Source organism: Microbacterium sp. Root166 (assembly GCF_001427145.1).
GTDB lineage: Bacteria > Actinomycetota > Actinomycetes > Actinomycetales > Microbacteriaceae > Microbacterium.
On the sequence record NZ_LMGL01000002.1, the window covers coordinates 259747 to 284511 of the forward strand.

Sequence of the window (24765 nt, forward strand, 5' to 3'; positions counted from 1 at the left end):
GTCGTGCGCCAACCGTGTCGTGCTGCCGGATCGGTCGACCCCGCTGGCTAGTGTGAGAGTGAAGTCCTGGGGAAGTCCCCGCATTTTGCACCTGCAGAGGTGCGCAGGAGGAGCCACGAGCATGCCCCGAGCTACGACGATGAATCACCGACGCGCTTGCGTAGAACGCACGCACGGCGCGCTGTCAACGATGGCGGTGCGGTAATGGCCCTCAAGAAGTCGGACCTCTACAGCTCTTTGTGGGCAAGCTGCGATCAGCTCCGCGGAGGTATGGACGCCAGTCAGTACAAGGACTACATCCTGACGATGCTCTTCATGAAGTACGTCTCGGACAAGGCGGGGTCCGATCCGGACAGCCTCATCGAAGTGCCCGACGGCGGGTCCTTCGAGGACATGTTCACCGCCAAGGGCGATCCCGAGATCGGTGATCGCTTCAACAAGATCATCGGCAAACTGGCGGATGCAAACGGCCTCCGCAACGTAATCGATCAGGCCGATTTCAACGACGCCGAGCAGCTCGGCAACGGCAAGGAGATGCAGGATCGCCTCTCCAAGCTCGTGACCATTTTCCGGGACCTCGACTTCCGCGGCTCTCGTGCAGAAGGCGACGACCTGCTCGGCGACGCCTACGAGTACTTGATGCGCCACTTCGCGACAGAATCCGGCAAGAGTAAGGGGCAGTTCTATACGCCCGCAGAGGTCTCCCGAGTACTCGCGAAGGTAGTCGGGATCGGCAGCTCGACCAGCCAGGACGAGACCGTCTACGACGCAGCCTGTGGATCAGGGTCTCTGCTGCTGAAGGCTGCCGCTGAGGCTCCTCGCGGGATGACGACCTACGGCCAGGAGAAGGACAACGCGACCTGGGCCCTCGCCAAAATGAACATGATCCTGCATGGCAACGCGACTGCGGAGATCTTCAAGGGCGACACGATCACGAGCCCGAGCCCGCAGCTCACCAACGGTAAGAGCTTGAAGACGTTCGATTACGTCGTGATGAACCCACCGTTCTCTATCAAGTCATGGAACAACGGGCTCGAGGAGGACTTCGGTCGGTTCGAGTACGGCATGCCGCCCGAGAAGAACGGCGACTACGCCTTCCTCCTTCACGCCCTTACCTCGTTGAAGTCCGAGGGTAAGGCGGCCGTCATTTTGCCGCACGGCGTCCTCTTCCGCGGTAACGCCGAAGGCAACATCCGTCGCGAACTCCTCAAGCGTGGCTTCATCAAGGGCGTCATCGGCCTGCCAGCGAACCTCTTCTACGGCACGGGGATCCCGGCGTGCATCGTGCTCCTCGACAAGGAGAACGCTGTCAGCCGCAAGGGCGTCTTCATGCTGGACGCGAGCAAGGGCTTCGTCAAAGACGGCAACAAGAACCGCCTCCGCGACCAGGACATCCACAAGATCGTCGACACCTTCAACCGCCAACTGCCGATCGATGGCTACTCGCGCATGGTGCCGATGAGCGAGATCGCCGATCCCAAGAACGACTACAACCTCAACATCCCGCGCTACATCGACAGCTCGGAACCCGAGGATCTTCAAGATCTCTCGGCGCACCTCCACGGCGGCATCCCCAACCGTGACATCGACGCGTTGCAGAGGTACTGGGACGCACTGCCCGCACTGAGGAGTGCGTTGTTCGAGCCGCTTCGCGAGGGCTACTCGAAGCTCAAAGTCGAGCCTTCTGAGGTGCAGGACTACGCCCTCAATCGAAGCGGGCTGGATACGATCCGCCAAGAAGTGGCGTCTGTTGTCTCGGACTGGTTCGAGACTCACCGCAGTGCACTGCTCGGGATAACAGCCGATACGAAGCCGAATGACTTGATCCGGGACCTCGGCGACGACCTGCTCGCGCGCTTCAAGGACATGCCGCTCCTGGACGAGTACGACGTCTACCAACAGCTCATGAGCTACTGGAACGACACCATGCACGATGACGTCTACCTGCTCATGACTGAGCTCGGCAACGGAGGCTCATGGGCGACCGCGGCAAAGCCTCGCCCGACGATCGAGGACAAGGAGCGCAAGCTCACCGAGGACGCGGATCTTGAGATCGGTAGCGGCCGCGCCAAGAAGAAGTTCAAGATGGACCTCATCCCGCCGGCTTTGATCGTGTCGCGATATTTTGCCGCCGAAAGGGCGAAGACCGACGAGCTCCAGGCCGCCGCTGAAGACGCTGCCCTCGCCGTCGAGGAGTTCGTCGAAGAGCACGCTGTCGAAGACGGTCTGTTTGCCGAGGCCATGGATGACGAGAAGATCTCGAAGGTGCTTGCAGCCAAACGCCTGCGCGAGATCAAGGGCTCAGGTGACAAGGAAGAGATCGCCGCACTGGGCCGCCTGATCAGCCTTTACGGCAATGAAGCCACCGCGAAGAAGACAGCAAAGGACGTTCAGGCGACGCTCGACGAGCTGACCCTGCGTCAGTACGGCGCACTCACCAACAGCGACGTCCAGGAGCTTCTGCTGGATGCGAAATGGCGATCGACTCTGCTTGAGCACGTTGACGGCGCAGTAAGCAACCTCACACTCGCACTCGTCGGCCGCGTGAATGCACTCGGTGAGCGCTACGGGGGGACGGTCGCGGACCTTGAGTCACGGCTCGCCAGTCTCGACGCGAAGGTGATGGCGCACCTCGCGGCAATGGGGGTGCGTTGATGGCACGCAAGACTCTCGGAGAAATCTCAACCTTCATCACAAAGGGGGCGACGCCGACGACCTACGGATACAAATGGCAAACCTTCGGCGTGCCCTTCCTTCGGAGCGAATGCGTCTCCAGCCAGGGGCTGGACATGCGCCAGTCGATGTTCATCTCCGAGGGTGCCGACCAGTCCTTGCGTCGCAGCCGCGTTAAGGACGGCGACATTCTCATGACGATTACCGGCAACGTAGGCCGAGTCGTGCGGCTCACCGGTATCGGGTCAGCCAATATCAACCAGCACATCGCCAGGGTTCGTATCAAGGATCGGAACTTCGACCCCAGCTTTGTTTATCACTTCCTTTCGCAGGGCACGATGCGGGAATACTACGAGTCGATTGTCACAGGACAGGCGTATCCGCAGATCAGTCTTGTGCAGGTGCGGTCGACACCGATGCCGGAGATCGGTGTCGAGGAGCAGAAGGAAATCGCCCGAGCGCTTGATGACGCCGACGAGCTGATCGGAACGCTTGAGGGGCTCATCGCCAAAAAGCAGGCGATCAAGCAGGGCATGATGCAGCAGCTCCTGACCGGGCGTACCCGGCTTGAGGGCTTCACGGAGCCCTGGGGGGCTCGCCCACTAGGGGATCTCCTCGCATACGAGCAGCCCGGCCGTTACCTCGTTGCGACCACTGACTATACGCCGAGTGGCATCCCCGTTCTCACAGCAGGGAAGACCTTCATTCTCGGACGCACACAGGAGCGCAACGGGATCTTCGAGGCTGTGCCCGTCATCATTTTCGATGACTTTACGACTGCTTCGAAGTACGTCGGTTTTCCGTTCAAGGCGAAGTCATCAGCAATGAAGATGCTCAGCGCACGCACTGAAGTGAATCTCCGGTTCGTCTTTGAGCGAATGCAACTCATCGACTTCGTGGCTGTCGACCACAAACGCCGTTGGATAGCTGAATACAGCAGGATTCAGGTCGCAGTGCCATCTCGCAATGAACAGGACGCAGTTGCGGCCGTGATTCAGGACGCCGATCGAGAGATTGAAGTGCTCAATCAGCGTCGTGCAAAGGCGCGCGCCATTAAACAAGGCATGATGCAGCAGCTCCTCACAGGCCGCGTTCGTCTTCCTGCGGAGGCAGCGGCATGACTGGGCTTAACACTGAGTGGGCACGCAAAGAGCTTGACGCACTCATCCACTTGACCGAACTTGTTCCACATCCGTCTCCGAATGTCATTGGCAGCTTCCCGCGTGGCTCGGAAGAAGATATTGCCGCGCAAGCGCAGGTCGTTGAGCAGATACTGGATCGAGTTCTTCCACGCTGGCGAGTCGAAGTTCCGGACGATGAGTACACAGCGTGGGCTAGACATCGTGAGGCTGCAACGCGCGCGCGTGCGCAGTTGAAGCGTGCTGACGAGATCCGGCAGAACCTCGGAGATGACGCACCGGAGATTTCAGCCGCAGACCTGCATCCCTGGATCTGGAGCGGCGCGCGGTCGCTCTGGCAGTCGGGGCACTACGTGCAGGCTGTGCGCGACGCGGTGACGAAGCTCAACGCCGAGACGCAAAACAAGGTGGGGCGTCGTGACGTCAGCGAGACGGACCTTTTCAAGCAGGCCTTCTCGCTCGATGAAGCGAAGCCCGGCAAGTCGCGGTTGCGCCGCATGCCACCCGAAGACAGCGACACGTATCGTTCCGTGCAGCGCGGGGCGATGTCGCTTGCCGAGGGCGTGTTCGCCGGCATCCGTAATCCGCTCTCACATGAGGCGGATCAGGAGCTGTCCGAGCAGGTTGCGCTTGAGTACCTGGCGGCGCTGAGCGTGCTCGCGCGCTGGGTAGATGAATCAAATGTGGAGCATGCAGGGGGGACGTCATGAGCACAGTGGGACAGATCGAGAAGAAGACGCAGGACCGCGTCGTCAAGCTGTTCAGGGAGCAGCTTGATTACGACTACCTCGGTGACTGGCACGACGGCAATCGGACCAACGGCATCGAGGCTGACCTCCTTACCCAGAACCTGCGCGCTCGGAACTACGACGACGTCCTCATCACCCGCGCCATCGAGCAGCTAGAGAAGGCCGCCGCGGTAGGCGTCGGCCACAACCTCTACGAGGCGAACCGGGATGTTCACCAGCTGCTCCGCTACGGCGTGAAGGTCAAGGCAGCTGCCGGTGAATCAACGCAGACAGTCTGGCTCATCGACTGGCAGACCCCATCAGCCAACCACTTCGCCCTCGCACAAGAGGTCACGGTGCTTGGCCACCACACCAAGCGCCCGGATATCGTGCTCTACGTCAACGGGTTGGCGCTCGGGGTCTTGGAGCTCAAGCGCTCCAAGGTGTCGCTGACCGAGGGGATCCGCCAGTCCATCGGCAATCAAAGTAAGGACTTCATCCGGCCGTTCTTCTCGACCGTCCAGTATCTGTTCGCCGGCAACGATGCCGAGGGGCTGCGATACGGCGTCATCGATACGCCTGAGAAGTACTGGCTTGAATGGAAGGAAGACTCTGACGTCGAGTCGCCGCTTGACCGTGCGCTGCTCCAGATGTGCAGCAAGGACCGTTTCCTTGAGCTGATCCACGACTTCATCGTGTTCGACAAGGGAGTCAAGAAGGGGCCGCGCCACAACCAGTACTTCGGCGTCAAGGCAGCGCAGGAGCGCATCGTCCAGCGAGAGGGCGGCATCATCTGGCACACCCAGGGATCGGGCAAGAGCCTGACGATGGTCTGGCTGGCGAAGTGGATCCGCGAGTCGCAGGTCGGCACCGACCCCCGTGTCCTCATCATCACCGACCGCACGGAGCTCGACGACCAGATCGAGAAGGTATTCAAGGGCGTCAATGAGTCCATCTACCGGACCAAGAGCGGCGCCGACCTAATCTCCACACTCAACACCTCCGAGGAGTGGCTCATCGGGTCGCTCGTGCACAAGTTCCGTGACAACACCGACAGCGCGGATGCCGACACCGACGACTACATCGCTGAACTCAATGCCGCGCTCCCGAAGGGCTTCCGCGCCAAGGGCAACATCTTCGTCTTCGTCGACGAGGCCCACCGCACGCAGACCGGCAAGATGCACCGCGCTATGAAGCAGCTCCTGCCGGACGCGATGTTCATCGGCTTCACGGGTACGCCGCTCCTCAAGGCGGACAAGGCGACCAGCATCGAGACCTTCGGGTCGTTCATCCACACCTACAAGTTCAACGAGGCTGTCAGCGACGGCGTCGTGCTTGACCTTCGCTACGAAGCGCGTGACATCGATCAGGACCTCACCTCACCCGCCCACGTCGACAAGTGGTTCGAGGCGAAGACCAAGGGCATGACGGATCTCTCCCGCGCCGAACTCAAGAAGCGCTGGGGCACGATGCAGAAAGTGGTCTCCAGCAAGTCTCGTGCTGAGCAGATCGTCGCCGACATCCTCCTGGACATGGAAACCAAGCCGCGCCTGATGGACCGCCGCGGCAACGCCATGCTCGTCGGAGCCAGCATCTACCAAGCGTGCAAGTTCTACGACCTGTTCGTCGCCGCTGGCTTCAAGGGCAAATGCGCCATCGTCACGAGCTACCAGCCGAACGTCACCGAGATCTCGAAGGAAGACTCCGGGGCAGGCAAGACGGAAAAGCTCGCGCAGTACGACATCTACCGCCGCATGCTCGCGGACTACTTCGACGAATCCGAAGACGCGGCCATGGGGCGCGTCGAAGAGTTCGAATCTGCCGTCAAGAAGCAGTTCATCGAGGAGCCGGGCCAGATGCGGCTGCTCATCGTGGTGGACAAGCTCCTCACGGGCTTCGACGCTCCGAGCGCTACCTACCTCTACATCGACAAGAAGATGCAGGACCACGGGCTGTTCCAGGCGATCTGCCGCGTGAACCGGCTCGACGGCAACGACAAGGACTACGGCTACATCGTCGACTACCGTGACCTCTTCAACTCGCTAGAAAGCGCCATCAACGACTACACCTCAGGCGCCCTCGAAGGGTACGAGAAGAAGGACATCGAAGGACTCCTCACCGATCGCATCGACAAGGCGCGCGACGACCTTGATGACGCACTTGAGCGAATCCGTGCGCTCTGCGAGCCCGTGCTCCCTCCCAAGGGGACTGATCAATACCGCGCGTACTTCGTCTCGAAGGTGGCCGGCGATGCTGCTCAGATCAAGGCCAACGAACCGAAGCGCGTGGAACTCTACAAGGCCGTCTCAGGGGTCGTACGCGCATTCGCCAACGTCGCCAACGACATGGCCGAAGCGGGCTACAGCCCTGCCGACGTCGACAAGATCAAGAAGGAGATCGCGCACTACAGCGACGTGCGAGCCGAGGTGAAGCTCGCCGCAGGTGAAGACGTCGACTTCAAGGCCTACGAGGCCGACATGCGCTTCCTGCTTGATACCTACATCAAGGCGGGCGCCTCGGAAGTCGTGTCCAACTTCGAGGACACCGGCCTCATCGACCTCATCGTCAAGCTCGGCCCGGCCGCGATTGACAAGCTCCCTCCGGGCATCAAGAAGAGCAAGGACGCAGTTGCCGAGACCATCGTCAACAACATGCGCAAGGTGATCATCGACGAGCGCGCGCTCAATCCCAAGTTCTACGACCGCATGAGCGAACTGCTCGACGCGATTCTTGAGGAACGCCGCAAACAAGCGCTCGACTACGAGGCGTACCTGGCCAACATCCTCGAAGCAGCACAGCAGCTCGGGGCCAAGGACACTGGCAAGACCTACCCGACGTGGGCGAAACACGGTGGACAGAAGGCACTGATCGACACGCTGGATGACGATACTGACCTCGCGTTCGTCATCGACTCCGCGGTGCGAAACGTGAAGAAGCACGACTGGGCCGACAACCCGATGAAGCGTAAGCAGGTCAGACAAGCTATCGCCCGAGCCCTTCCCGACGCAGACGGTCGGCTCGACGCGGTGTTTGATCTCGTGAGGTCTCGTGATGAGTACCGCTAGCGCGTACCTCACAGTACGAGGGCTCGATATCGACGTTGTCCGCAAGGACATCAAGCACCTTCATGTCGGTGTCTATCCGCCAGCCGGACGTGTGCGTGTCGCCGCGCCCATGGGGTTGGACGACGAGCAGATCCGACTGGCGGTGATTCAGCGTCTCGCCTGGATCCGGCGACAGCGCAAGGAGCTGCAAGACGCTGCGCGGCAATCAGTTCGCGAGATCGTGACAGGTGAGTCGCACTACGTCTGGGGCATCCGGAAGCGATTGAAGGTGATTGAGCGACCTGGTCGCGCGCATGTCGAAGTCGACGGTGACCGTCTCGCCCTATACGTAACTCCCGACGCCTCCATTGAGCAGCGCCGTACCTATCTCGAACGGTGGTACCGCGCGCAACTCCGCGCCGTACTCCCTGATCTCATTGATACCTGGGAGCAGCGGCTTGAGGTGACCGTCCCCAAGTGGACGATTCGGAAGATGAAGACCAAGTGGGGCTCATGTAGCCGCGAGAGCCATCATCTGTGGTTTAACGTCGAGCTCGCCAAGAAGCACCCTGATTGCCTCGAGTACATCGTTGTGCACGAACTCACCCACTACTTCGACGGCGCTCACGGTGCGCGCTTTGCTGCCCTGATGGATCGCAACTTGCCCGACTGGCGGGTCCGTCGCGATGAGCTAAACGATGCGCCGCTGGCGGAAGAGGTCTGGACGGCATGAGCGAACGACCGACGGGTCAGGGGCGTGATGACCGAACGAAACCGTGAGATCCCTCAAGATGTGCAAGCGATTGTGCTGGATACCAACTCGGGCAGCAACGGCTTCTTGAACCTGGAACAGATCCGGGAGTTGGTCGACGTGATCAACGCGCAAGAACTGGTCGTGGAAATCTGGATTCCAGAGCCCGCGCTATGGGAGTGGGCCGAACACGCTCACAACTTGGCCCTGACCACGAAGAAGACAACTGAGGCGGCGGCGCGGCGCTTGGACGCATCTGGCGTCGAGGGGTTCGCCGAAGTGGCGTACACCTGGAGCATTGCTGAGCTTGTCGAGCACCTGGAGGAGAAGGTCACTGACTTTTGGCTCGACGATGGGCGACAGGCCGTTGTGGTTCTTGATCTTGGTAACCATGCAGAAGCGGCAGTCGCAGGCATCCGCGATCAGGTGCTCAAGTTAGGGGCCGGGCGTACAAAGTCGGACAAGGGTCAGGCGGTAAAGACTGGAGCATCCGACAGCGCTTCGTGGCGCTTAGTCGAAGCGGCGGCTGACTCTTTGGGCAGGGTCGTGCTCGTCACCGCTGACCGCGATGCGGACCAGCACTTTGCTGATGGTGATGCTCCGGTTTTACTCAAAGACATTTGGGCCGCTAAAGAGGCATTGCTTCGTCTACAGAACGGATCGGAGCTCGCGTTCGATCTCGTTGATCAGGCGATCCGCGAGGACTTACCGCGCCTGTCCGAACGTCAGCTCCATCGCGCGACCGTCGCGGGTGGTTTGCCACCAGGGTTGCTGCCGCGCCGGGACTCCAACTACGATCCTGTGGTCCGCGTGCTCGGAATCGATCGTGTGGTGAACGTAGACGACATTGAAGTGTCCCGAAGGGACGAAACTGCCACGGCACTCGCGCTGGTCGAACTTCGAGTCAGCGTCGATTTCCTTCGATGGGATCCCGACAGCGAGTCGTTGGAGTCCGACACCGTCGAAGAGTCCGGGGTCGAGGCGCTGGCGCAGGTGAGCGCTGAGTCAGGCGGCATCCAGAACCGGGATTGGTCGGCTTGGGTCAGTCAGTTGGATCTCCGCGCGTAGCGGCGCAAAGTACTGGCATCGCCGCGCACTCCGATCGCGAGCGAACCTGAGTTGTAGTCCTTTTCTCGACACTTCGGATATCTCGCAGGTCCTCGAAATGTGTCGAGAATCCTCGAAGCCCGGTCGCGTATGCTGGCAGTCACCACCACCGGAGTGAAGCCGAAGGGCTAGATTCCGGGGGTTTTGGGTATCCGCGGAGACCATCCGGGCCTGTGGCGCAGCTGGTAGCGCACCTGCATGGCATGCAGGGGGTCAGGGGTTCGAGTCCCCTCAGGTCCACCGAACGACAGCGAAAAGCCCCCGGATTCCGGGGGCTTTCGCTGTTCCGGGGCGCCGGAAATCCTCGCTCCCGACCTCACGGCAAAGCATCGATGCTCCCGGAGAGAACGCGCACCTTCCCAGCATTCACGCCAGCGGGACGACGGTGAAGACGGCCACGCTGAGCACCACCGGCCCGTTCGTCGCCGAACCCGACAGGTAGCTGTAGATGCCCACCGCACCCGGGGCCTGCAGCCCGGCGCTGGTATCGGTTGCGGTGGCCTGCCACGTGGCGGGTTCCGTCGTCCCCGATTCCCACACCTTCGCGCGCAACGTCGTCGTCCCGGCACCCTGCGCCTGGAACCGAGCGTTGAGCACGTCGCCGGGAGCGAACACGCCCGTCGCGTTCTGAGCGGCCAGCGTGGTCTCGACACCGTTGACCGTCCGGACCAGGAAGATCGTGGTCGCCGTCGCCGTCACGCGCACCTTCAGCCGATAGTCCGAGGTGCCGATCCGCCGGGCGACCAGGGACGTGTACACGCCGCCGCCGGTCCCTGCCTTGTCGAAGCCGAAGCTGCTGGTCATCTCGACGTTCGTCGCAGCCACGGCGTTCAGGTACGCCGACGGACCGGTGCCCGTCGCCATCAGCACCGTGCCGGAGCCGCCGGCGACGGCGAAATTGCTGGCCGCGGTGGTCGTGGCCCACGCGCCGCCGGTGTTCGCGGCGCCCCACCCGCCTTGGACAGTGCGGTCGAAGGTGTCGTTCGCGATCACGGTCGGCGTACCCCCCGCCGCCACCGTGACCTGACGGCTCTCGGTGTCGGTCGCGCCGCGGTTGTCGGTGACCGTCAGCACGATCGTGTACGTGCCCGCCGCCGTGTAGGTGAACGAGGTGGTCCCACCCGTTGTGCTTCCCGTGCCGGCACCCCCGAACGCCCACGAGTAGCCCGCGATCGAGCCGTCCGGATCGGTGGACGACGTGCCATCGACCGACACCGTCAGATTGCTCGTGGCCGTCGTGAACGCGGCGACCGGGAGCTGGTTCGTCCCACCGGGCGGCGGGGTCCGTCCGCTCGCGCTGTACTGCGCCTGGATCTGGCCCAGGCTCAGCGCGGTCGGGTAGATCGCCACCTCGTCGACCCCGCCGGCGAAGTTGGCCGTCGTCGGCCGCGACGGCCAGCCGTCGAGGCTGTCGCCGCCGACGCGCCAGTAGCCGAGATACGCCTCACCCTGCGTCGTGTCCGTGCGGCCGGCGACCTGTGCACCGTCCACATAGAGCACCATGCCGGCCGGGCCCATCGTCGCGGTCACCTGGTGCCATTGGTTGTCGTTGTAGGAGCGCGGGCTCGTGATCGTGCGGTTCGACCCGTCCTGGGCCCGTACGCCGAACATGAGCTGCCCGGAGTTCGTCATGTACAGGTGCCGGTCGCGGTGGCCGGACCCCGCCTCCCGGTACTGCAGGTCGCTGAAGCCCAGGATGCGGCCACCCCTGGTCGATGTGGTTCTGATCCACACCTGACTCGAGAACGTGTCCGGCGCGGTCCGGGTGCCCCAATTGCAGCCGCCGAGCGCCGCACAGTTGCCGGCGTAGATGCGGCTGAAGTTGTTGTCACCCAACGCAGCGGCCGAGTCGCCGGGGATCGCGCCCGCCTGATTCCAAGTCACCCCCGCGTCGCTGCGAGCGTCGGTCACGCCGATTCCGGGAACGCTCGTGGCAGACGCCGCACGGTCGACGACCCGTGTGCCGCTCGTCTCGTTCAAGGGCCAGTAGATCGATGCACCGCTGCTGCGCACCGACGTCCCGTACGCACCGGATGCCGCCATCGAGGTGGGCATCGTGATCGACGCCGTCGCGCCGATCACCTGGTTGCCGCCCGGATCGGTGACCTGCAGCTGATATTCGTAGGTCGAGCCGGGCGAGAGTCCGGTATCGACGAATCCCATCAGGGGAAGCGTCCACCAGTTCGAGTCGGCGGTCGTGTCGTAGCGCGGGCTGCCGAACGCGCCGTTGCGGATCACCCGGTAGCGCAGGTTGCGATCATCCCGGTCGAACCCGGCGGGAAAGCTCACGCGGACGGAGGTGGTCGACGTCGCCACAAGCGTCGGCACGGTGGCGTTGCCGACGAAGCGCGGGCCCTCGCCGCCGGGCGCCTTCGACCGGACGGCGAAGCGCACCAGCCCCTGCTGGGCAACGCCGTTCACCGCCGGGAATTCACCGCCGTAGACCACGTACTCGTCATTGCCCGCGACGCTCCAGCCGGCCTGGTACTGACCGGTGTAGCTGCCGATCGACATGTCGGGAAGCCAGTTCGCCAGTGACGGACCGGGCTTGCGGAAGTGCCAGTTGGGGTAGCCGTGGACGTCGTTGAGGATCTCCCCGCCCACGGCATCCGTCCACGCCATCGCATGCTGGAAGCGCCATTCGTTGTACTGCGGGAAGCCGCCGCCCATGTTGCCGCAGTAGTGCGAGTGACCCGCGACATAGACGAAGCCCCGGGCCATGAAGCTCGAGTACGTGTCGCCATGACAGTCGGTCACCCATTCGACCTCGCCCGTCGTGACCGGCGTCTTGAAAGTCCCCTCGAGGTTGCCTCCCGGGCCGAAATGCCAGGTCGTGCCGTAGAGGAAGCCGTTCTGCACTCTGAGACTCGAGATCCCGGCATCCGGTCCCGCATTGCGCACGCCGTTCGCCGAGCTCGTGGCACGATCCCGCCACGCCCTGTCGAGCGCTCCCGGGGTGGCGGTGTTCGCGCCGGCCACCTTCGCCAGGCCGTAGGAGGGCTGGCCGCCGACGTTCTGGAACGAGCCTCCCGCGAAGACGGAGTTGCCGTCGGCGGAGATCGCCAGTGCCCACACCGTGTAGTCGGCGTTGGGGTTCCACGACAGCGTGGTGCCGTCGGAGGCACGGTAGGCGACGAGGTTGTTGCGCAGCGTGCCGTTCTGCAGTCCGGCGAACCCGCCTCCGACATAGACGGCGTCGTTCGTGGCGACCACGGTGCGGGCCTGCGAGTTCACTCCGCTCGGGTTGAAGCTGGCGACCAGTGCACCGGTGGTCGCATCGAACGCGGCGACCCGGCGACGCGCGAACCCGTTGGCCGTGACGAAGTCGCCCACGGCATAGATGCGCGTCCCGTCCGGCGACGCCGCCACCCCGAGCACCTGGCCGTTGAGGGAGGGAGCGAACGTCGAGATGAGGTTGCCGGTCGTAATGTCATACGCGAGGAGGTTGTTCCGAGCGGTGAGGTTGGTTCCGGGTGCGGCGCCGGCCGGACGAGCGGCCGTGAAGCTGCCCCCCGCGTACACCCGATTGCCCACGACGACCTGCGACCACACCACACCGTTGATCTGGACGGTCGGCAGGCGGTCTGCGGACACAGCCGTCACGGGCGGCTGGACCACCGGCGCGGGCGCGGCCGTCGCCGGGGCAGTGCCGAGCACCAGCAGCCCGGCAACGACCACGCCGACTGTGGTGAGCATGGCCAGCGGCCGGCGCAGCGCTTTGAGTCTTCCCCACATGAGAACCTCCCCGGGATCGCGGGATCCCACAGAGCCGCCGGCGAACGCGGTGCGCTGCCGGCAGGGTCCCGAACGAGTCACCCTGGGCGCGGTGCTCGCACGCGGCAAGCTCTACCGGGCCACACCGGTGTTGATCGCATGCGTGAAGCGGCTCCCCAGAGACCGTGGCTGAATTGTCCCTCTCGACGCAACTGGCCACAAGGGCCTCCACCGAAAGACAGCGGAAAGCCCCCGGGATCCGGGGGCTTTCCGCTGTTGCCGGGCGAACGAGCGCGGCGGCGATCACGGAAGGGCCGCGGCGACTCATCGCCACCGCGGCCTTTCCATCAGCTCACGCGGTTCGTCGGCGCATCACTGCGAGCCACAGACCCAGGAGCACCGCGGCCGCGCCGCCGACGGCCAGCGGCATCCAGGCCCCACCTAGACCAGTTGCGGCAAGGTCAGAGCCGGAGCCGGCACCGGAGCCAGAGCCAGAGCCGGCACCGGAGCCGTTGCCACCACCTGCCGGCGGGGTGGCGGTGTAGGCGTTGTCGACCACGATGACCGTTTCGACGCCGAGATCGGCCTCGAACGAGCCGAGGTCGTCCCATGGGGTGGCAGGGCCGCCGTCAGCCGACAGCGTCGCGCTGGTCGCGACATCCCACCCCGCTGCGGCACCGGTCTGCGACTCGGTCAGCGTGCAGGCCTGGGGCTCGCGGATGCCGGTCACGGTCTCGGTGACCGTGGACGCACCCGCTTCCAGGACGACCTCGGTGATCACGCCGTTGCAGTCCAGCGAAAGGATCACCGGGGCGCTGCGCTGGGTCAGGTCGCTCGGTGCGTTCTTGGTGACGGTGATCGTTCCGGCGGGCACGATCTCGTTCGAGAACGTGCACACCGGGTCGGGAGCCGACTCGGTGACCGCGACCGTGACGTAAGCCGAGTCGAGGTCGACCGACTGCTCGGCGCCGCCGCAGTCGACGCCGGTCATCCGCCACACACCGGCGTCGCTCGCTGCCGGCATGATCTCCTGAATGCCGAAGAGGCCGTGCTCCTGGACGTCGATCCTCTCGTAGGCGGTGTCACCGGCGATAGAGACGTTCTCTTCGGTGGTCGTGGCGTTCGCGGTGACCACTCCGGCCCCCGTTGCAGGCTCTCCGGTCGCGGTCAACGGGAACATGTCGTATGTGAATGAGCCGACGCCGCCCGTGGTGATCTTGGCCACCGACAGCGAGGCGCTCGCGATGAATTCGTTCACGACGAGGCATTCGATGTTGTCGCCGGTCTGGAAGGTGGCGCTCGTCTCCCAGACTCCGTTGCCCAGATCCGTGATCGGCTTGGCCTCACCGTTGCACTGCGCGGTCACCATCTCCCAATGGCCCGCGTCCGTAGCCGCCGGCATGGTCTCCCGTGCGGTGATCGTTCCGGGCTCGGCGGATGGCACAGAGGTGACCAGCTGCGGCTCGCCTTCGTTCAGGGTCGTGACGGTCGCGTTCACCGTCATACTCGGCCCCACGATCGTGAAGGGGAAGGTCCCCACCCGACCGAGCGTCGCCTTCCACAGCGAGGCGGGGCCAGTCGGAATGCGGCTGTTCGTGTACGTGCAGGTGACGTCGTCGCCTTCCGCGAGCCGGATCCCGGTCGCGGTTCCGGCGATGTCGATCACGCTGGTACCGGCAGCCGAGACGCACTCGAGGCCGTCGAAGGTCCAGCCGGCCTCGTCGAGCTCGCGGAAGGTCCATGGCTCGTCACCGGGACCGACGGCGGCGCGGATGAACGTCTGCGAACCCGCGGTGGCCGCGTCCGACCGCAGCGTGAAGGTTCCCAACTGGCCCTCGGGCTTGTTGAACGAGATGTTGCCCTCGAAATCGAAGGTCCCCGCACCGTTGGTGACCGCCGGCACTTCCTTGCGCACGGTGATCGTGCCGGTGCCAGGGGGAGGGGTCGTGGCGTAGTAGTAGCAGAAGACGTGCGTGGAGCCGTTCGGGAACCACACATAGTCGACGTTGTCGCCGTTGAGTCCGTCCTGGGCACAGCGGAGGGTGCCGAACGCGACATCCGCCTGCCGGCCGTTGAGCGTATCCACGCCGACGCCGCCCTGTACGACGAGGCGCCCGCCCGACTGCACGGTCGCAATCTGCTCGGGCGTCAGCGGAACCGTCACGGCACCATCGATCGTCTGACCGGTCGGCAGGCCGGCGGAATCGAGCTCGGCCGTACTGGCGGCTGTGGTGACGGCGCCGTCCATGTACGGACTCGACGCACGGCTGAGCCAGTTGGCGGCTTCCGTCTTGGCGATGATCCCGCGGCCGACGGAGAGCGTCCAGTCAGGGAACGGACGGCAGTTCGGCGAACCGGCGGCCTCGGAGGCGGGGTTGATGATCCCGTTCGTCGCATACGTCGTGTCGGGGCCGAGATTGCGCAGCGACTCCATGATGTTGTTGCGCGCCTTGTTGGCCATGATGTCGGTGTACTCGTCGCAGATGCGTGCGACGTAGGTGACGGACAGCGGCTCGGCTGCCGCGGCGGGCGCGGCGGCGACGATCGCCGATCCACCGACGAGTGCGATCGCGACGAGGCCCGCGGCAAGGCGGCGGCCGCGGCGGACGGGAGAAGAAGGCATGTTGATCCTGTTGGGTCCAAGGGAGTCGGCGCTCGGGTAGAGGCGCCGACAGGAGAGATGCCCTCGGGGGCGGGATCTCACGCGATTCTTGCTGAGAGTTCGCTGGATCCAATCAGATCGCCACCGGGATTGACCCCGCTGGATCCGCAGGGGACCCTGGGATCTCGAGACCAGGAGGCGTTCCATGTCCGATGTCACCCCGTTCCTGTGGTTCGACAGCGACGCGGAAGCGGCGATCTCGTTCTACGTTCAACTGATTCCCGGCTCTGAGATCGTTGCGCTGGGCCGCTATCCCGACGAGGTGCCGGGGATGGGCGGCACCGTGATGCACGCTCACTTCCGCCTCGCCGGCCGCGACTACTACGCGATGGATGCCGGTCCGCAGTTCCCGTTCACCGAGGCGATCTCGCTCTACGTCTCGTGCGCGGACCAGGCCGAGGTCGACCGGTACTGGGACGCGCTGACCGCCGACGGCGGCCAGGAGCAGCCGTGCGGCTGGCTCAAGGATCGCTGGGGGCTGTCGTGGCAGATCATCCCGGACCGGCTCATCGAGCTCATCCGTCACCCGGATCCGGCGAGGGCGCACCGCGCGGTGCAGGCGATGCTCACGATGCGACGGATCGACATCGCCGCGCTCGAGGCGGCCGCGGCGGGCACATGAGGCGTGCGACGCGGGTCGCGGCATCCGTTCTCGTCGTCGGCGTCCTGTCGGGCTGCGCCGCCGAAGTGCCCGACCGAGCCGTCCCGCCCACCGCGTCGTCCACGGCGTCGGCCGAGGCATCGCCCACGCCGCGTGCCGGCTGGTGGCAGCCCGCGGGTGCGCCGGAAACCCTTGCCGTGGGTCTGGCCGCGCCCTGGTCCGTCGCTCCGGTGCCCGGCGGCGGCGCCCTCATCTCGCAGCGCGACGACGGCACGCTGCTCGAACTCCTTCCGGGCGGCGACCTGCGCAGCATCGGCACGGTGCCCGGCGTCGTCTCAGGCGGGGAGTCGGGCCTGCACGGGATCGCGCTGCTCGAGGACGGCGACACATCGTGGCTGTACGCGTACCACGGTGCGCAGGAGGACAACAGGGTGATCCGGATGCCGCTGCGCGGCGAGCCCGGCACATTCGAGGTCGGCGCGGCGGAGGTGGTCTTCGCCGGCATCCCGCGGGCGAGCACCCACAACGGCGGACGGATCGCCTTCGGCCCGGACGGCTTCCTCTACGTCAGCACCGGGGACGCGCAGCAGCGCGACGCCGCGCAGGATCCCGATGCCCTCGGCGGCAAGATCCTGCGGCTCACCGAGGCGGGGGAGTCCGCCCCGGGCAACCCCGGCGGCGGACCGGCGTGGTCGTGGGGTCATCGGAACGTGCAGGGCCTCGCCTGGACGGCGGACGGGCGGATGTGGGCCAGCGAGTTCGGCCAGAACACGTGGGACGAGCTGAACCTGATCGAGCCGGGCGGGAACTACGGCTGGCCCATCGTGGAGGGGATGGCCGGGCGGGACGGTCTGATCGACCCCCTGGTGGTCTGGGCGACCGCGGACGCGAGTCCGAGCGGCATCGCGGCCGTGGGAGACACGCTCTTCGTCGCAGGCCTTCGGGGAGAGCGGGTGTGGATGGTCGACACGTCCGCCGGGGCGCTCGCCGCCGAGCCGGTCGCGGTCCTCACCGGGGAGCAGGGCCGGCTGCGAGAGGCGGTCGCGGCACCGGACGGCTCGCTGTGGCTGCTGACGAACAACACCGACGGCCGAGGGACACCGCGCCCCGAGGACGACCTCCTCATCCGTCTGCCGGTGCAGCCACGACCGTGACGGGCGCGCAGGGTCCGCTCGGAGCTGCGCGCGCTACGGTGAGTCGGTGAGCTCTCAACCCCGGTGCCCGCATTGCCGGCACTTCGTCTACCTGGACACGTTGACGTGCCCCAACTGCGAGGCGGAACTCGGCTACAACATCGAGCTGCGCGAGTTCTTCGGTCTCCGCCACGGCCGTGTGCAGATCGGGGAGCGGACCTGGTACGCGTGCTCGAATCGAGAGTGGGACTGCAACTGGCTCGTGCGCGACGACGCGCCGGCGGGCCGCTGCTTCTCGTGCCGTCTCACCCGGCGCCGTCCCGACGCCGGCGACACCGTCGCGCTCGAGAAGCTCGCCAAGACGGAGGAGGCCAAGCGGCGGCTGCTGCTGCAACTGGGCGATCTCGGACTGCCCATCGCCCCGTGGGACATCAAGCCCGGCGGCCTCGGGTTCGACCTCATCTCGAGCCTGACCGACGGCAAGCCGGTCATGATCGGGCACGCGAACGGCATCGTCACGATCGACCTGGCGGAGAGCCTGGATGATCGCCGCGAGGCGCTGCGCGTGCGACTGGGGGAGCCCTACCGGACGATCCTCGGGCACCTGCGTCATGAGGTGGGCCACTACTACCAGAACGTGCTGCTCACCGACGAGGCACTGTGGACGCGCTGTCGCGAGCTGTTCGGCGACGAGCGGGCGAGCTACCGCGACGCGCTCACGCGTCACTACAAGATCGGCGCCCCCGCGGGCTGGCACGAGAGCTTCATCTCGGAGTACGCCACGATGCATCCGTGGGAGGACTTCGCCGAGACCTTCGCCCACTATCTGCACATCACGGGAACACTGCAGACCGCCGCGGTCATCGGCATCCGGCTCGACTCGGCGGTGAGCAACCTGCGCGACATCGACGTGGTCCCGCTGCAGTCGTACCAGGACGAGCCCGTGCAGCGGCTGCTCAGTGACTGGCAGTGGCTGTCGCAGGCGTTCAACCGCATCAACCGGGCCATGGGCTTCGGCGACCTCTACCCGTTCACGATCGTGGGACCGGTGCGGCACAAGCTGGAGTTCCTGCACGAGATCATCACGCGCGCGCCTCTGACGCTCGACCAGCAGATCGCGATCGCCCTCGCGACCGACGAGGAACGGGCGTGAGCAGGCAGTCCGTCCTGCTGCGATCCACGGCGGGACTCGTGCTCGGCGCGGCCCTGGCCGTCGCGGCCACGGGCGGCGCCTCGGCCGAAGCACCGGCAGTCGAGGAGCCGGCGACCGTGCGCGTGGAGGCGGCCCCGGCCGACGCGATCCAGGATGCCGCGGCCCAGCGCGTCGCCGCGATGTCGGTGCGTGAGAAGGCGGCCTCGGTCGTGATGGGCCACCTGCCGACGACGGATCCTGCTGCTCTGCAGGCCTACATGGCCGCCACGGGCATCGGCGGCTTCATCTTGATGGGTGCGAACATCCCGCCCGACGAGGACGCGCTGCGCGGCGTGACGGCTGCGCTCACCCTCGATGCTGCCTTCCCGCCGCTGCTCGCCGTCGACCAGGAGGGCGGCGACGTATCCCGGCTGCCGTGGGACGGCTTCGCGTCGGCCCGCCAGCTCAAGTCCGAGCCGCCCGCGGCCGCCCTGTCGGCCTTCGCGGGCCGCGCTGCGCTCGTCCAGCGGGCCGGTATCGGCGTCAACTTCGGGATCGTCGCCGACGAGACCGCCGACCCGGCCTCGTTCATCTACCGGCGCGCGCTCGGCACGACTCCGGCTTCGGCTGCCGAACGGGTGGCGGCTGCCGTCGAGGGCGAGGGATCGGATGCGCTGTCGACCCTCAAGCATTTCCCCGGTCACGGCGCCGCACCCGGCGACTCGCACCAGGGGATCCCCTCGACCCCGATGAGCAAGACCGATTGGGCGTCCGCCGACGGCCTCCCGTTCCAGGCGGGGATCGACGCCGGCGCGCCGCTGCTGATGTTCGGGCACCTCGCGTACACCGCGGTCGACCCCGCGCCCGCCACGCTCTCGGCGGAGTGGCACCGCATCGCGCGGGAAGAGCTCGGGTTCGAGGGCGTCGCGGTGACGGATGACCTCGGCATGCTGCAGGCTTCCGGGGTGCCTGCCTACGCCGATACGGTCGCGAACGCGGTCGCTGCTCTCGCCGCGGGCAACGACATGGTGCTCGCGGTCGTGTTCTCCACCGCCGACACCGCTCCGCGCATGGTCGACGGGATCGTGGCGGCCGTCGAGTCCGGCGCCCTGCCGGCCGAGCGGCTCGAGGAGGCCGCCGAGCGGGTGGCCGCGCTGCGACTGCGGCTCGCGGCCGAAGGCAGGGGTCTCGTGCCATGCGCGGACTGCGCGCCCGCGGAGTGACTCAGGAGCCCTCGATCACGCCCAGCAGGCGTGCGCGCAGCAGCTGTCCGCGCTCTGTGAACCCGCGCTGCGCGCGCACGTACGCGGTCTTGCCCTCGGGAGTCTCAATGGGCACCGGCTCGTAGCCCCACGCGCTGAGGTCGTATGGCGAGGCGCGCATGTCGAGGGTGCGGATGTCGCGCGTCAGCTCGAAGGTGTCCAGGAGCAGGTCGCCCGGGATGATCGGGCCGAGCTTGATCGCCCACTTGTACAGGTCCATGCCCGCATGCAGGCAGCCGGGCTGCTCTCGCACCGCCTGACTCTCGCGCGACAGCTCGACGCGGTTGCGCGGGACGGCGTCAGGGGTGAAGAACCGGAAGGCGTCGAAGTGCGTGCAGCGCAGCTCGTGCGCCTCGACGACGGCGTCGGTCGGTCCCTGCCCGAGGCGCAGCGGTGCGGGATGCCGATGCTCGCCCTGGCGGTAGACCATCGCCCACTCGTGCAGGCCGAAGCAGCCGAAGCCGGCGGCTCGGCCGGCGGTCGCGCGCAGGATCCGGGTGATGTTCGCCACGAGCAGGTCGCGGTGGCCTCGCAGCGCGACGCCGTCGACCCGAAGCGAACCGGGGAGCGATCCCGCCGCGTACCAGCGCCATTCCGCGCGACGCGAGGTCGCGGCATCCGCCAGCTCGACGCCCTCACCCGGGTGCCACCGCCGCAGCACGGCGGGCTTGTACGAGTAGTACGTGAAGAGGAAGTCCTCGACCGGATGCCGCTCACCACGCGACGAGCGCTCGCGGTGTGCGAGGGTCAGCGCGTCGGCCCGGACCTCATGATCGGCCTCGAGTTCCCGCCATTCGCGCGCGGTCAGCACCGCGTCGGAGGCGGGGGCGATCGTCACCGTTCGAGGATACGCGGCCCGATCGGGCGGAACCTGGGCACTGTGGACCGGTCAGTCGTCCGCAGGCTCGATGAGGTCGGGGGAGTTGTTGCGCACGTTGCCGACGGCCTTGGACACGACGTGATCGGCGAGCGTGTCGGCGAGCGCCGGGGCGGCGTCGATCGTCGCGTCGAGGACGTCGCGCACGTTGTCGGTCGTCGGATCGAGCCACGCGTCGGCGTGATCGGGGTCGAGGAACAGGGGCATGCGGTCGTGGATGGAGCCGAGGTGACCGATCGAATCGCGCGTGAGGATCGTGAAGCTCAGCATCCAGCGCTCGGGGTCGTCGTCGGTCTTCGACTTGTCGCGCCACCACTCGTACAGGCCTGCCATCAGCAGCGGGGACCCGTCGGCCGGGTGGATGTAGTGCGGCACCTTGACGCCGTCGACGGTCTTCCACTCGTAGTAGCCGGATGCCGGCACCACCGCGCGCCGCTTCTCGAGCGCCGAGCGGAACATCGGCTTGTCCTCGAGCTCTTCGGACCGGGCGTTGAAGGCGCGGGCGCCGATCTTGGGGTCCTTCGCCCAGCCGGGCACGAGCCCCCATCGAGCGCTCTCGAGCCGGCGGACGGGCAGCTCTTCCTTGACCGAGTCGAGCACGATCGCCACCTGCGCGGTGGGTGCGACGTTGTACGACGGCTCGGGCAGATCATCGCCCTCGACATCGACGCGAAGCACCCCGACGAGCTCGGATCCGGCACTGGCCACCACGAAGCGTCCGCACATGCGGCCAGCCTACGCGCGGGGTCCGACCTCATCGGGGCTCCGCCCCAAACCCCCGGTTTGCTGACGCGCGCCCGTCGTCCGAGAGACCCGATGTCAGCTGGGGACGACGCCGATCGCCTCGAGCCGCTCGAGCAGCCCGGCGCCGTCGGACTCCGTCACCCAGGGGACCGAGGCCGCGGAGTGGTCGTTGACAGCGGTCCGGCCGCCGGCGAGCACGGCCTCCGCAGGGGACAGGCGGCGGATGGCGACGCCGACCACGTTCTGCGGGTGCTCGGCGGTGAACGTCGTGTAGATCTCGTCGTCGTGCTGGCCGTCGTCGCCGATGAGGAGCCAGCGCACGTCCGGGAACTCCTCGGCGAGACGGCGGAGGTTGGACAGCTTGTGCGCCTTGCCGCTGCGGAACCAGCGGTCGTGCGTCGGGCCCCAGTCGGTGAGCAGGAGCGATCCGGGCGGGAAGAGGTGACGACGCAGGAAGCGCATCAGCGTGGGCGCGATGTTCCACGCGCCGGTGGAGAGGTAGATCACCGGGGAGCCCGGGCTTTCGCGCACGACCCGCTCCAGGAGCACAGCCATTCCCGGGACGGGCTGGCGGGCGTGCTCGTCGACGACGAACGAGTTCCACGCCGCGAGCAGCGGGCGCGGGAGGGCCGTCACCATCACGGTGTCGTCGACGTCGGAGACGACCCCGAAGCTCACCTCGGGCGCGACCACGAAGGCTCGCGTCTCGACCGGCTCGCCGTCCTCCACCGTCATGGTGAAGGTCTGCCAGCCGGGTTCGAGCCGCGCGGGCAGCCGCACGTCGATCACTCCGCCGCGGTCCGCGACCACCTCGTGGTCGACGCCCGCGATGGTGACGGTGACCTGCGCGTAGCCGATCGGCACGGCGACGAAGCTGCGCCAGCCTCGGACGCTGGCGTACTCGCCCGACTCGGTGCGCTTCACCGGCGGCACGATCATGACCCGGCCGAGAACCCGCACCCAGTCCGGTCCGGCATACCCCGGGAAGGGCGTCACCGTCGGCGTGTGACCCCGGCGGCGCGCACGGCGCTCGCGCCAGGAGTGGAAGCGGTACTCGAGACGGGCGAACCACAGCACTTTCGTGCGCGCGGTCTTCGCTTCGAGCTCGGGCATCCTCTCAGTCTTCCATGTCGGCATCGATGGAACCGCCCGGCGACGGCACCTCGTCGTGCGCGTGGTCGAGGTGCTTGCGCTCGACGCGCTCGATGACCTTTTTGCTGACGAAGACCAGCACGAGGAAGGTCACGATCACGCCGACGAAGATGTAGCCGGCGTAGTGGATCTGATCGGCCAGCTGGCGGTACGTGCCTGCCGCGACCGCCGCGACCGAGATGTACAGAGTGGCCCACACCACGCAGGCCGGGATGGTCCAGGCGAGGAACCGCTTGTAGGGGTAGCCGCTCATGCCGACGGTGAGGGGCACGAGCGAATGCAGCACGGGGAGGAACCTCGAGATGAAGATCGCAGGCCCGCCGCGGCGGCGCAGGTACCGCTCCGACCGATGCCAGTTCTCCTCGCCGATGCGGCGTCCGAGGCGGGAGTGCTGGATCTTCGGCCCCAGGAACCGGCCGAGCCAGAACCCGATGCTCTCGCCGATCAGCGCGCCGACCACTACGGCAAGCCCCAGGAGCACCGCCTCCAGCGGTGAGTCGACCGCGGTGGCGGCGACGATCACGACGGTGTCGCCGGGCACGACCAGGCCGATCAGGACGCTGGTCTCGAGCATGATGGCCAGCCCCGCCAACAGAGTCCGGAGCACCGGGTCGACGCTCTGGACGGCGTCGAGCAGCCAGGTCAGGAACTCGTTCACCCCACGAGCCTAGAACCCGGAGCGGCCCTCTAGCCTGGGAACATGTCGGAGCCGCTCGTCGCCGTGGAGCTGGCCCGGTGGGTGGATCCGGCATCCGTCTTCCTGGACCAGCACGCCCGCGACGAGCACGCCTTCTGGCTGGATGCCGGACCCGGCGCTGCCGAGGGCTGGAGCTGGGTCGGCACCGGCGTGCCCGAAGACGACCCCGGCGCCGTGCGAGCGGTGGTCTGCGCCACCGCGGATCCGGGCGACGGCTGGCCGGCGGGACGATTCCGCGGTGGCTGGGTGGGCTGGGCGGGCTATGACGCGGCAGCGGCCCGCGCCGACGCGCCGGCCGAGGTTGACGACGCGAGCCCGGAGCAGTCGTGGCTGCGCGTGGACCGGTTCGTGGCGTTCGATCACGGCAGCCGCCGCGCCTGGGCGGTGGCGCCCGCCCGGGACGTCCGCACGCTCGCCGCGACGGCGGCGCGCGCGACCGAGCCCGCTGAACCCGCCGCACCTGCGACGGCGGCCCGCGCACGGCCGCGGCACGCGGCGGGGGAGTACGCCGAGCTCATCGAGCGCTGCCGTGACGCCATCCGCGAGGGCGATGCGTACCAGCTGTGCCTGACGACGCGCTTCTCGATCGACGCCGCTGTCGATCCGGTCGACGCCTACCGGCGCCTGCGCGCGGCGACGCCCGCGCACCATGGCGGACTGGTGCGCACCGGTGGGGTGGCGCTGGCCAGCGCCAGTCCCGAGCGCTTCCTCGAGGTCGAGCACGGGGTCGTGCGGACCCGTCCCATCAAAGGCACGCGCCCGCGCGGGAAGGACCCTATGACCGATGCGGCGCTCGCCGAGGAGCTGCGCACCGACGAGAAGGAGCGCGCCGAGAACGTCATGATCGTCGATCTCATGCGCAACGACCTCTCACGGGTGTGCGACGCCGGCTCGGTCGGCGTCGACGCCCTGCTGCAGGTGGAGTCCTACCCGGCCGTGCACCAGCTGGTCAGCACCGTCTCGGGCACGCTGACGCCGGGCACGACCGTCGGTGGGCTCCTCGACGCGGCCTTTCCCGCCGGCAGCATGACGGGCGCCCCGAAGCTCTCCGCGATGACGATCCTCCACGAGCTCGAGCGCGGTCCGCGCGGGGTGTTCTCGGGCTGCTTCGGGTGGGTCGGCGACGACGGGGCGCTCGACCTCGCGATGGTGATCCGCTCGATCGTCGTGCACCCGGGCGGCGCATACGTCGGCGCCGGCGGCGGGATCACGTGGAGATCGGATGCCGCGGCCGAGGTCGCCGAGGTGGGGATAAAGGCGCGCGGGCCGCTGGCGGCCCTGGGCGCGGAGCTGCCGCCCGGCTGGTGAGCACGGGTTCCGCTAATCTGGAGTTTCGCGCTCGCGCGCGT

General features: G+C 66.6%; 17 protein-coding genes and 1 tRNA gene. 12 read left to right on the forward strand and 6 right to left on the reverse strand.

Going from position 1 to position 24765, the window contains the following annotated elements; genetic code table 11:
• Positions 1 to 204 precede the first annotated feature (204 nt).
• The 7 genes from ASD56_RS09015 to ASD56_RS09045 all read left to right on the forward strand — a co-directional run bounded on the left by ASD56_RS09015 (position 205) and on the right by ASD56_RS09045 (position 9682).
• The gene (locus ASD56_RS09015) at positions 205 to 2655 is read left to right on the forward strand and encodes a type I restriction-modification system subunit M (protein WP_082541397.1); all 2451 of its coding nucleotides are present in this window, start codon (positions 205 to 207) and stop codon (positions 2653 to 2655) included.
• Positions 2655 to 3794 (forward strand): restriction endonuclease subunit S, encoded by a 1140-nt coding sequence (locus ASD56_RS09020; RefSeq protein ID WP_082541398.1) that lies wholly within the window; start codon positions 2655 to 2657, stop codon positions 3792 to 3794. The genes ASD56_RS09015 and ASD56_RS09020 overlap by 1 nt, the downstream gene beginning before the upstream one ends.
• Positions 3791 to 4522: a TIGR02391 family protein gene (locus tag ASD56_RS09025; protein WP_055964518.1), complete on the forward strand. Its 732-nt coding sequence runs from the start codon at positions 3791 to 3793 to the stop codon at positions 4520 to 4522. The genes ASD56_RS09020 and ASD56_RS09025 overlap by 4 nt, the downstream gene beginning before the upstream one ends.
• Positions 4519 to 7605 carry a type I restriction endonuclease subunit R gene (locus ASD56_RS09030; RefSeq protein WP_055964521.1) on the forward strand — a complete coding sequence of 1029 codons (3087 nt, stop codon included), beginning with the start codon at positions 4519 to 4521 and terminating at the stop codon, positions 7603 to 7605. The genes ASD56_RS09025 and ASD56_RS09030 overlap by 4 nt, the downstream gene beginning before the upstream one ends.
• On the forward strand, positions 7592 to 8317 hold the full coding sequence (locus tag ASD56_RS09035; protein WP_055964523.1) for a M48 family metallopeptidase: 726 nt from the start codon (positions 7592 to 7594) through the stop codon (positions 8315 to 8317). The genes ASD56_RS09030 and ASD56_RS09035 overlap by 14 nt, the downstream gene beginning before the upstream one ends.
• 27 nt (positions 8318 to 8344) lie before the next feature.
• Positions 8345 to 9403 carry a hypothetical protein gene (locus tag ASD56_RS09040; protein WP_157535928.1) on the forward strand — a complete coding sequence of 353 codons (1059 nt, stop codon included), beginning with the start codon at positions 8345 to 8347 and terminating at the stop codon, positions 9401 to 9403.
• 206 nt (positions 9404 to 9609) lie between these two features.
• Positions 9610 to 9682, forward strand: a tRNA-Ala gene (locus tag ASD56_RS09045).
• Between the two features lie 126 nt (positions 9683 to 9808).
• Here the strand turns inward: ASD56_RS09045 and ASD56_RS09050 are convergent.
• Together ASD56_RS09050 and ASD56_RS09055 are read right to left on the reverse strand one after the other, a co-directional pair.
• Entirely contained in the window at positions 9809 to 13177 is a 3369-nt protein-coding gene (locus ASD56_RS09050) for a LamG-like jellyroll fold domain-containing protein (protein WP_157535931.1), read from the reverse strand.
• Between the two features lie 331 nt (positions 13178 to 13508).
• Positions 13509 to 15779 (reverse strand): prealbumin-like fold domain-containing protein, encoded by a 2271-nt coding sequence (locus ASD56_RS09055; protein ID WP_055964532.1) that lies wholly within the window; start codon positions 15777 to 15779, stop codon positions 13509 to 13511.
• Between the two features lie 184 nt (positions 15780 to 15963).
• Here ASD56_RS09055 and ASD56_RS09060 point away from each other — a divergent pair, with 184 nt between their 5' ends.
• Genes ASD56_RS09060 through ASD56_RS09075 form a run of 4 tightly spaced genes read left to right on the forward strand, consistent with a single transcriptional unit; the run spans position 15964 to position 19907 of the window.
• A complete protein-coding gene (locus ASD56_RS09060; RefSeq protein ID WP_055964535.1) occupies positions 15964 to 16440 on the forward strand; it encodes a VOC family protein in 477 nt (158 codons plus the stop codon).
• On the forward strand, positions 16437 to 17573 hold the full coding sequence (locus ASD56_RS09065; protein WP_055964538.1) for a PQQ-dependent sugar dehydrogenase: 1137 nt from the start codon (positions 16437 to 16439) through the stop codon (positions 17571 to 17573). Before ASD56_RS09060 ends, ASD56_RS09065 begins: the two co-directional genes overlap by 4 nt.
• Positions 17574 to 17619: 46 nt before the next feature.
• The gene (locus ASD56_RS09070) at positions 17620 to 18705 is read left to right on the forward strand and encodes a zinc-binding metallopeptidase family protein (RefSeq protein ID WP_055964541.1); all 1086 of its coding nucleotides are present in this window, start codon (positions 17620 to 17622) and stop codon (positions 18703 to 18705) included.
• Positions 18702 to 19907 (forward strand): glycoside hydrolase family 3 N-terminal domain-containing protein, encoded by a 1206-nt coding sequence (locus ASD56_RS09075; protein WP_235565632.1) that lies wholly within the window; start codon positions 18702 to 18704, stop codon positions 19905 to 19907. Before ASD56_RS09070 ends, ASD56_RS09075 begins: the two co-directional genes overlap by 4 nt.
• Position 19908: 1 nt before the next feature.
• On the opposite strand, the gene ASD56_RS09080 is transcribed toward ASD56_RS09075, so the two are convergent.
• The 4 genes from ASD56_RS09080 to ASD56_RS09095 all read right to left on the reverse strand — a co-directional run bounded on the left by ASD56_RS09080 (position 19909) and on the right by ASD56_RS09095 (position 23377).
• The gene (locus ASD56_RS09080) at positions 19909 to 20778 is read right to left on the reverse strand and encodes a 3-methyladenine DNA glycosylase (protein WP_442922401.1); all 870 of its coding nucleotides are present in this window, start codon (positions 20776 to 20778) and stop codon (positions 19909 to 19911) included.
• A gap of 57 nt (positions 20779 to 20835) precedes the next feature.
• Complete coding sequence (locus ASD56_RS09085) at positions 20836 to 21549, reverse strand: SOS response-associated peptidase (protein ID WP_055964547.1); 714 nt, start codon at positions 21547 to 21549, stop codon at positions 20836 to 20838.
• A gap of 93 nt (positions 21550 to 21642) precedes the next feature.
• On the reverse strand, positions 21643 to 22680 hold the full coding sequence (locus tag ASD56_RS09090) for an App1 family protein (protein ID WP_157535934.1): 1038 nt from the start codon (positions 22678 to 22680) through the stop codon (positions 21643 to 21645).
• Between the two features lie 4 nt (positions 22681 to 22684).
• Positions 22685 to 23377: a DedA family protein gene (locus ASD56_RS09095; RefSeq protein ID WP_055964554.1), complete on the reverse strand. Its 693-nt coding sequence runs from the start codon at positions 23375 to 23377 to the stop codon at positions 22685 to 22687.
• A 42-nt stretch (positions 23378 to 23419) separates the two neighbouring features.
• Here ASD56_RS09095 and pabB point away from each other — a divergent pair, with 42 nt between their 5' ends.
• Positions 23420 to 24724, forward strand: coding sequence for an aminodeoxychorismate synthase component I (gene pabB / locus ASD56_RS09100; RefSeq protein ID WP_055964557.1), 1305 nt, complete (start codon positions 23420 to 23422; stop codon positions 24722 to 24724).
• The last annotated feature ends 41 nt before the right edge of the window (positions 24725 to 24765 follow it).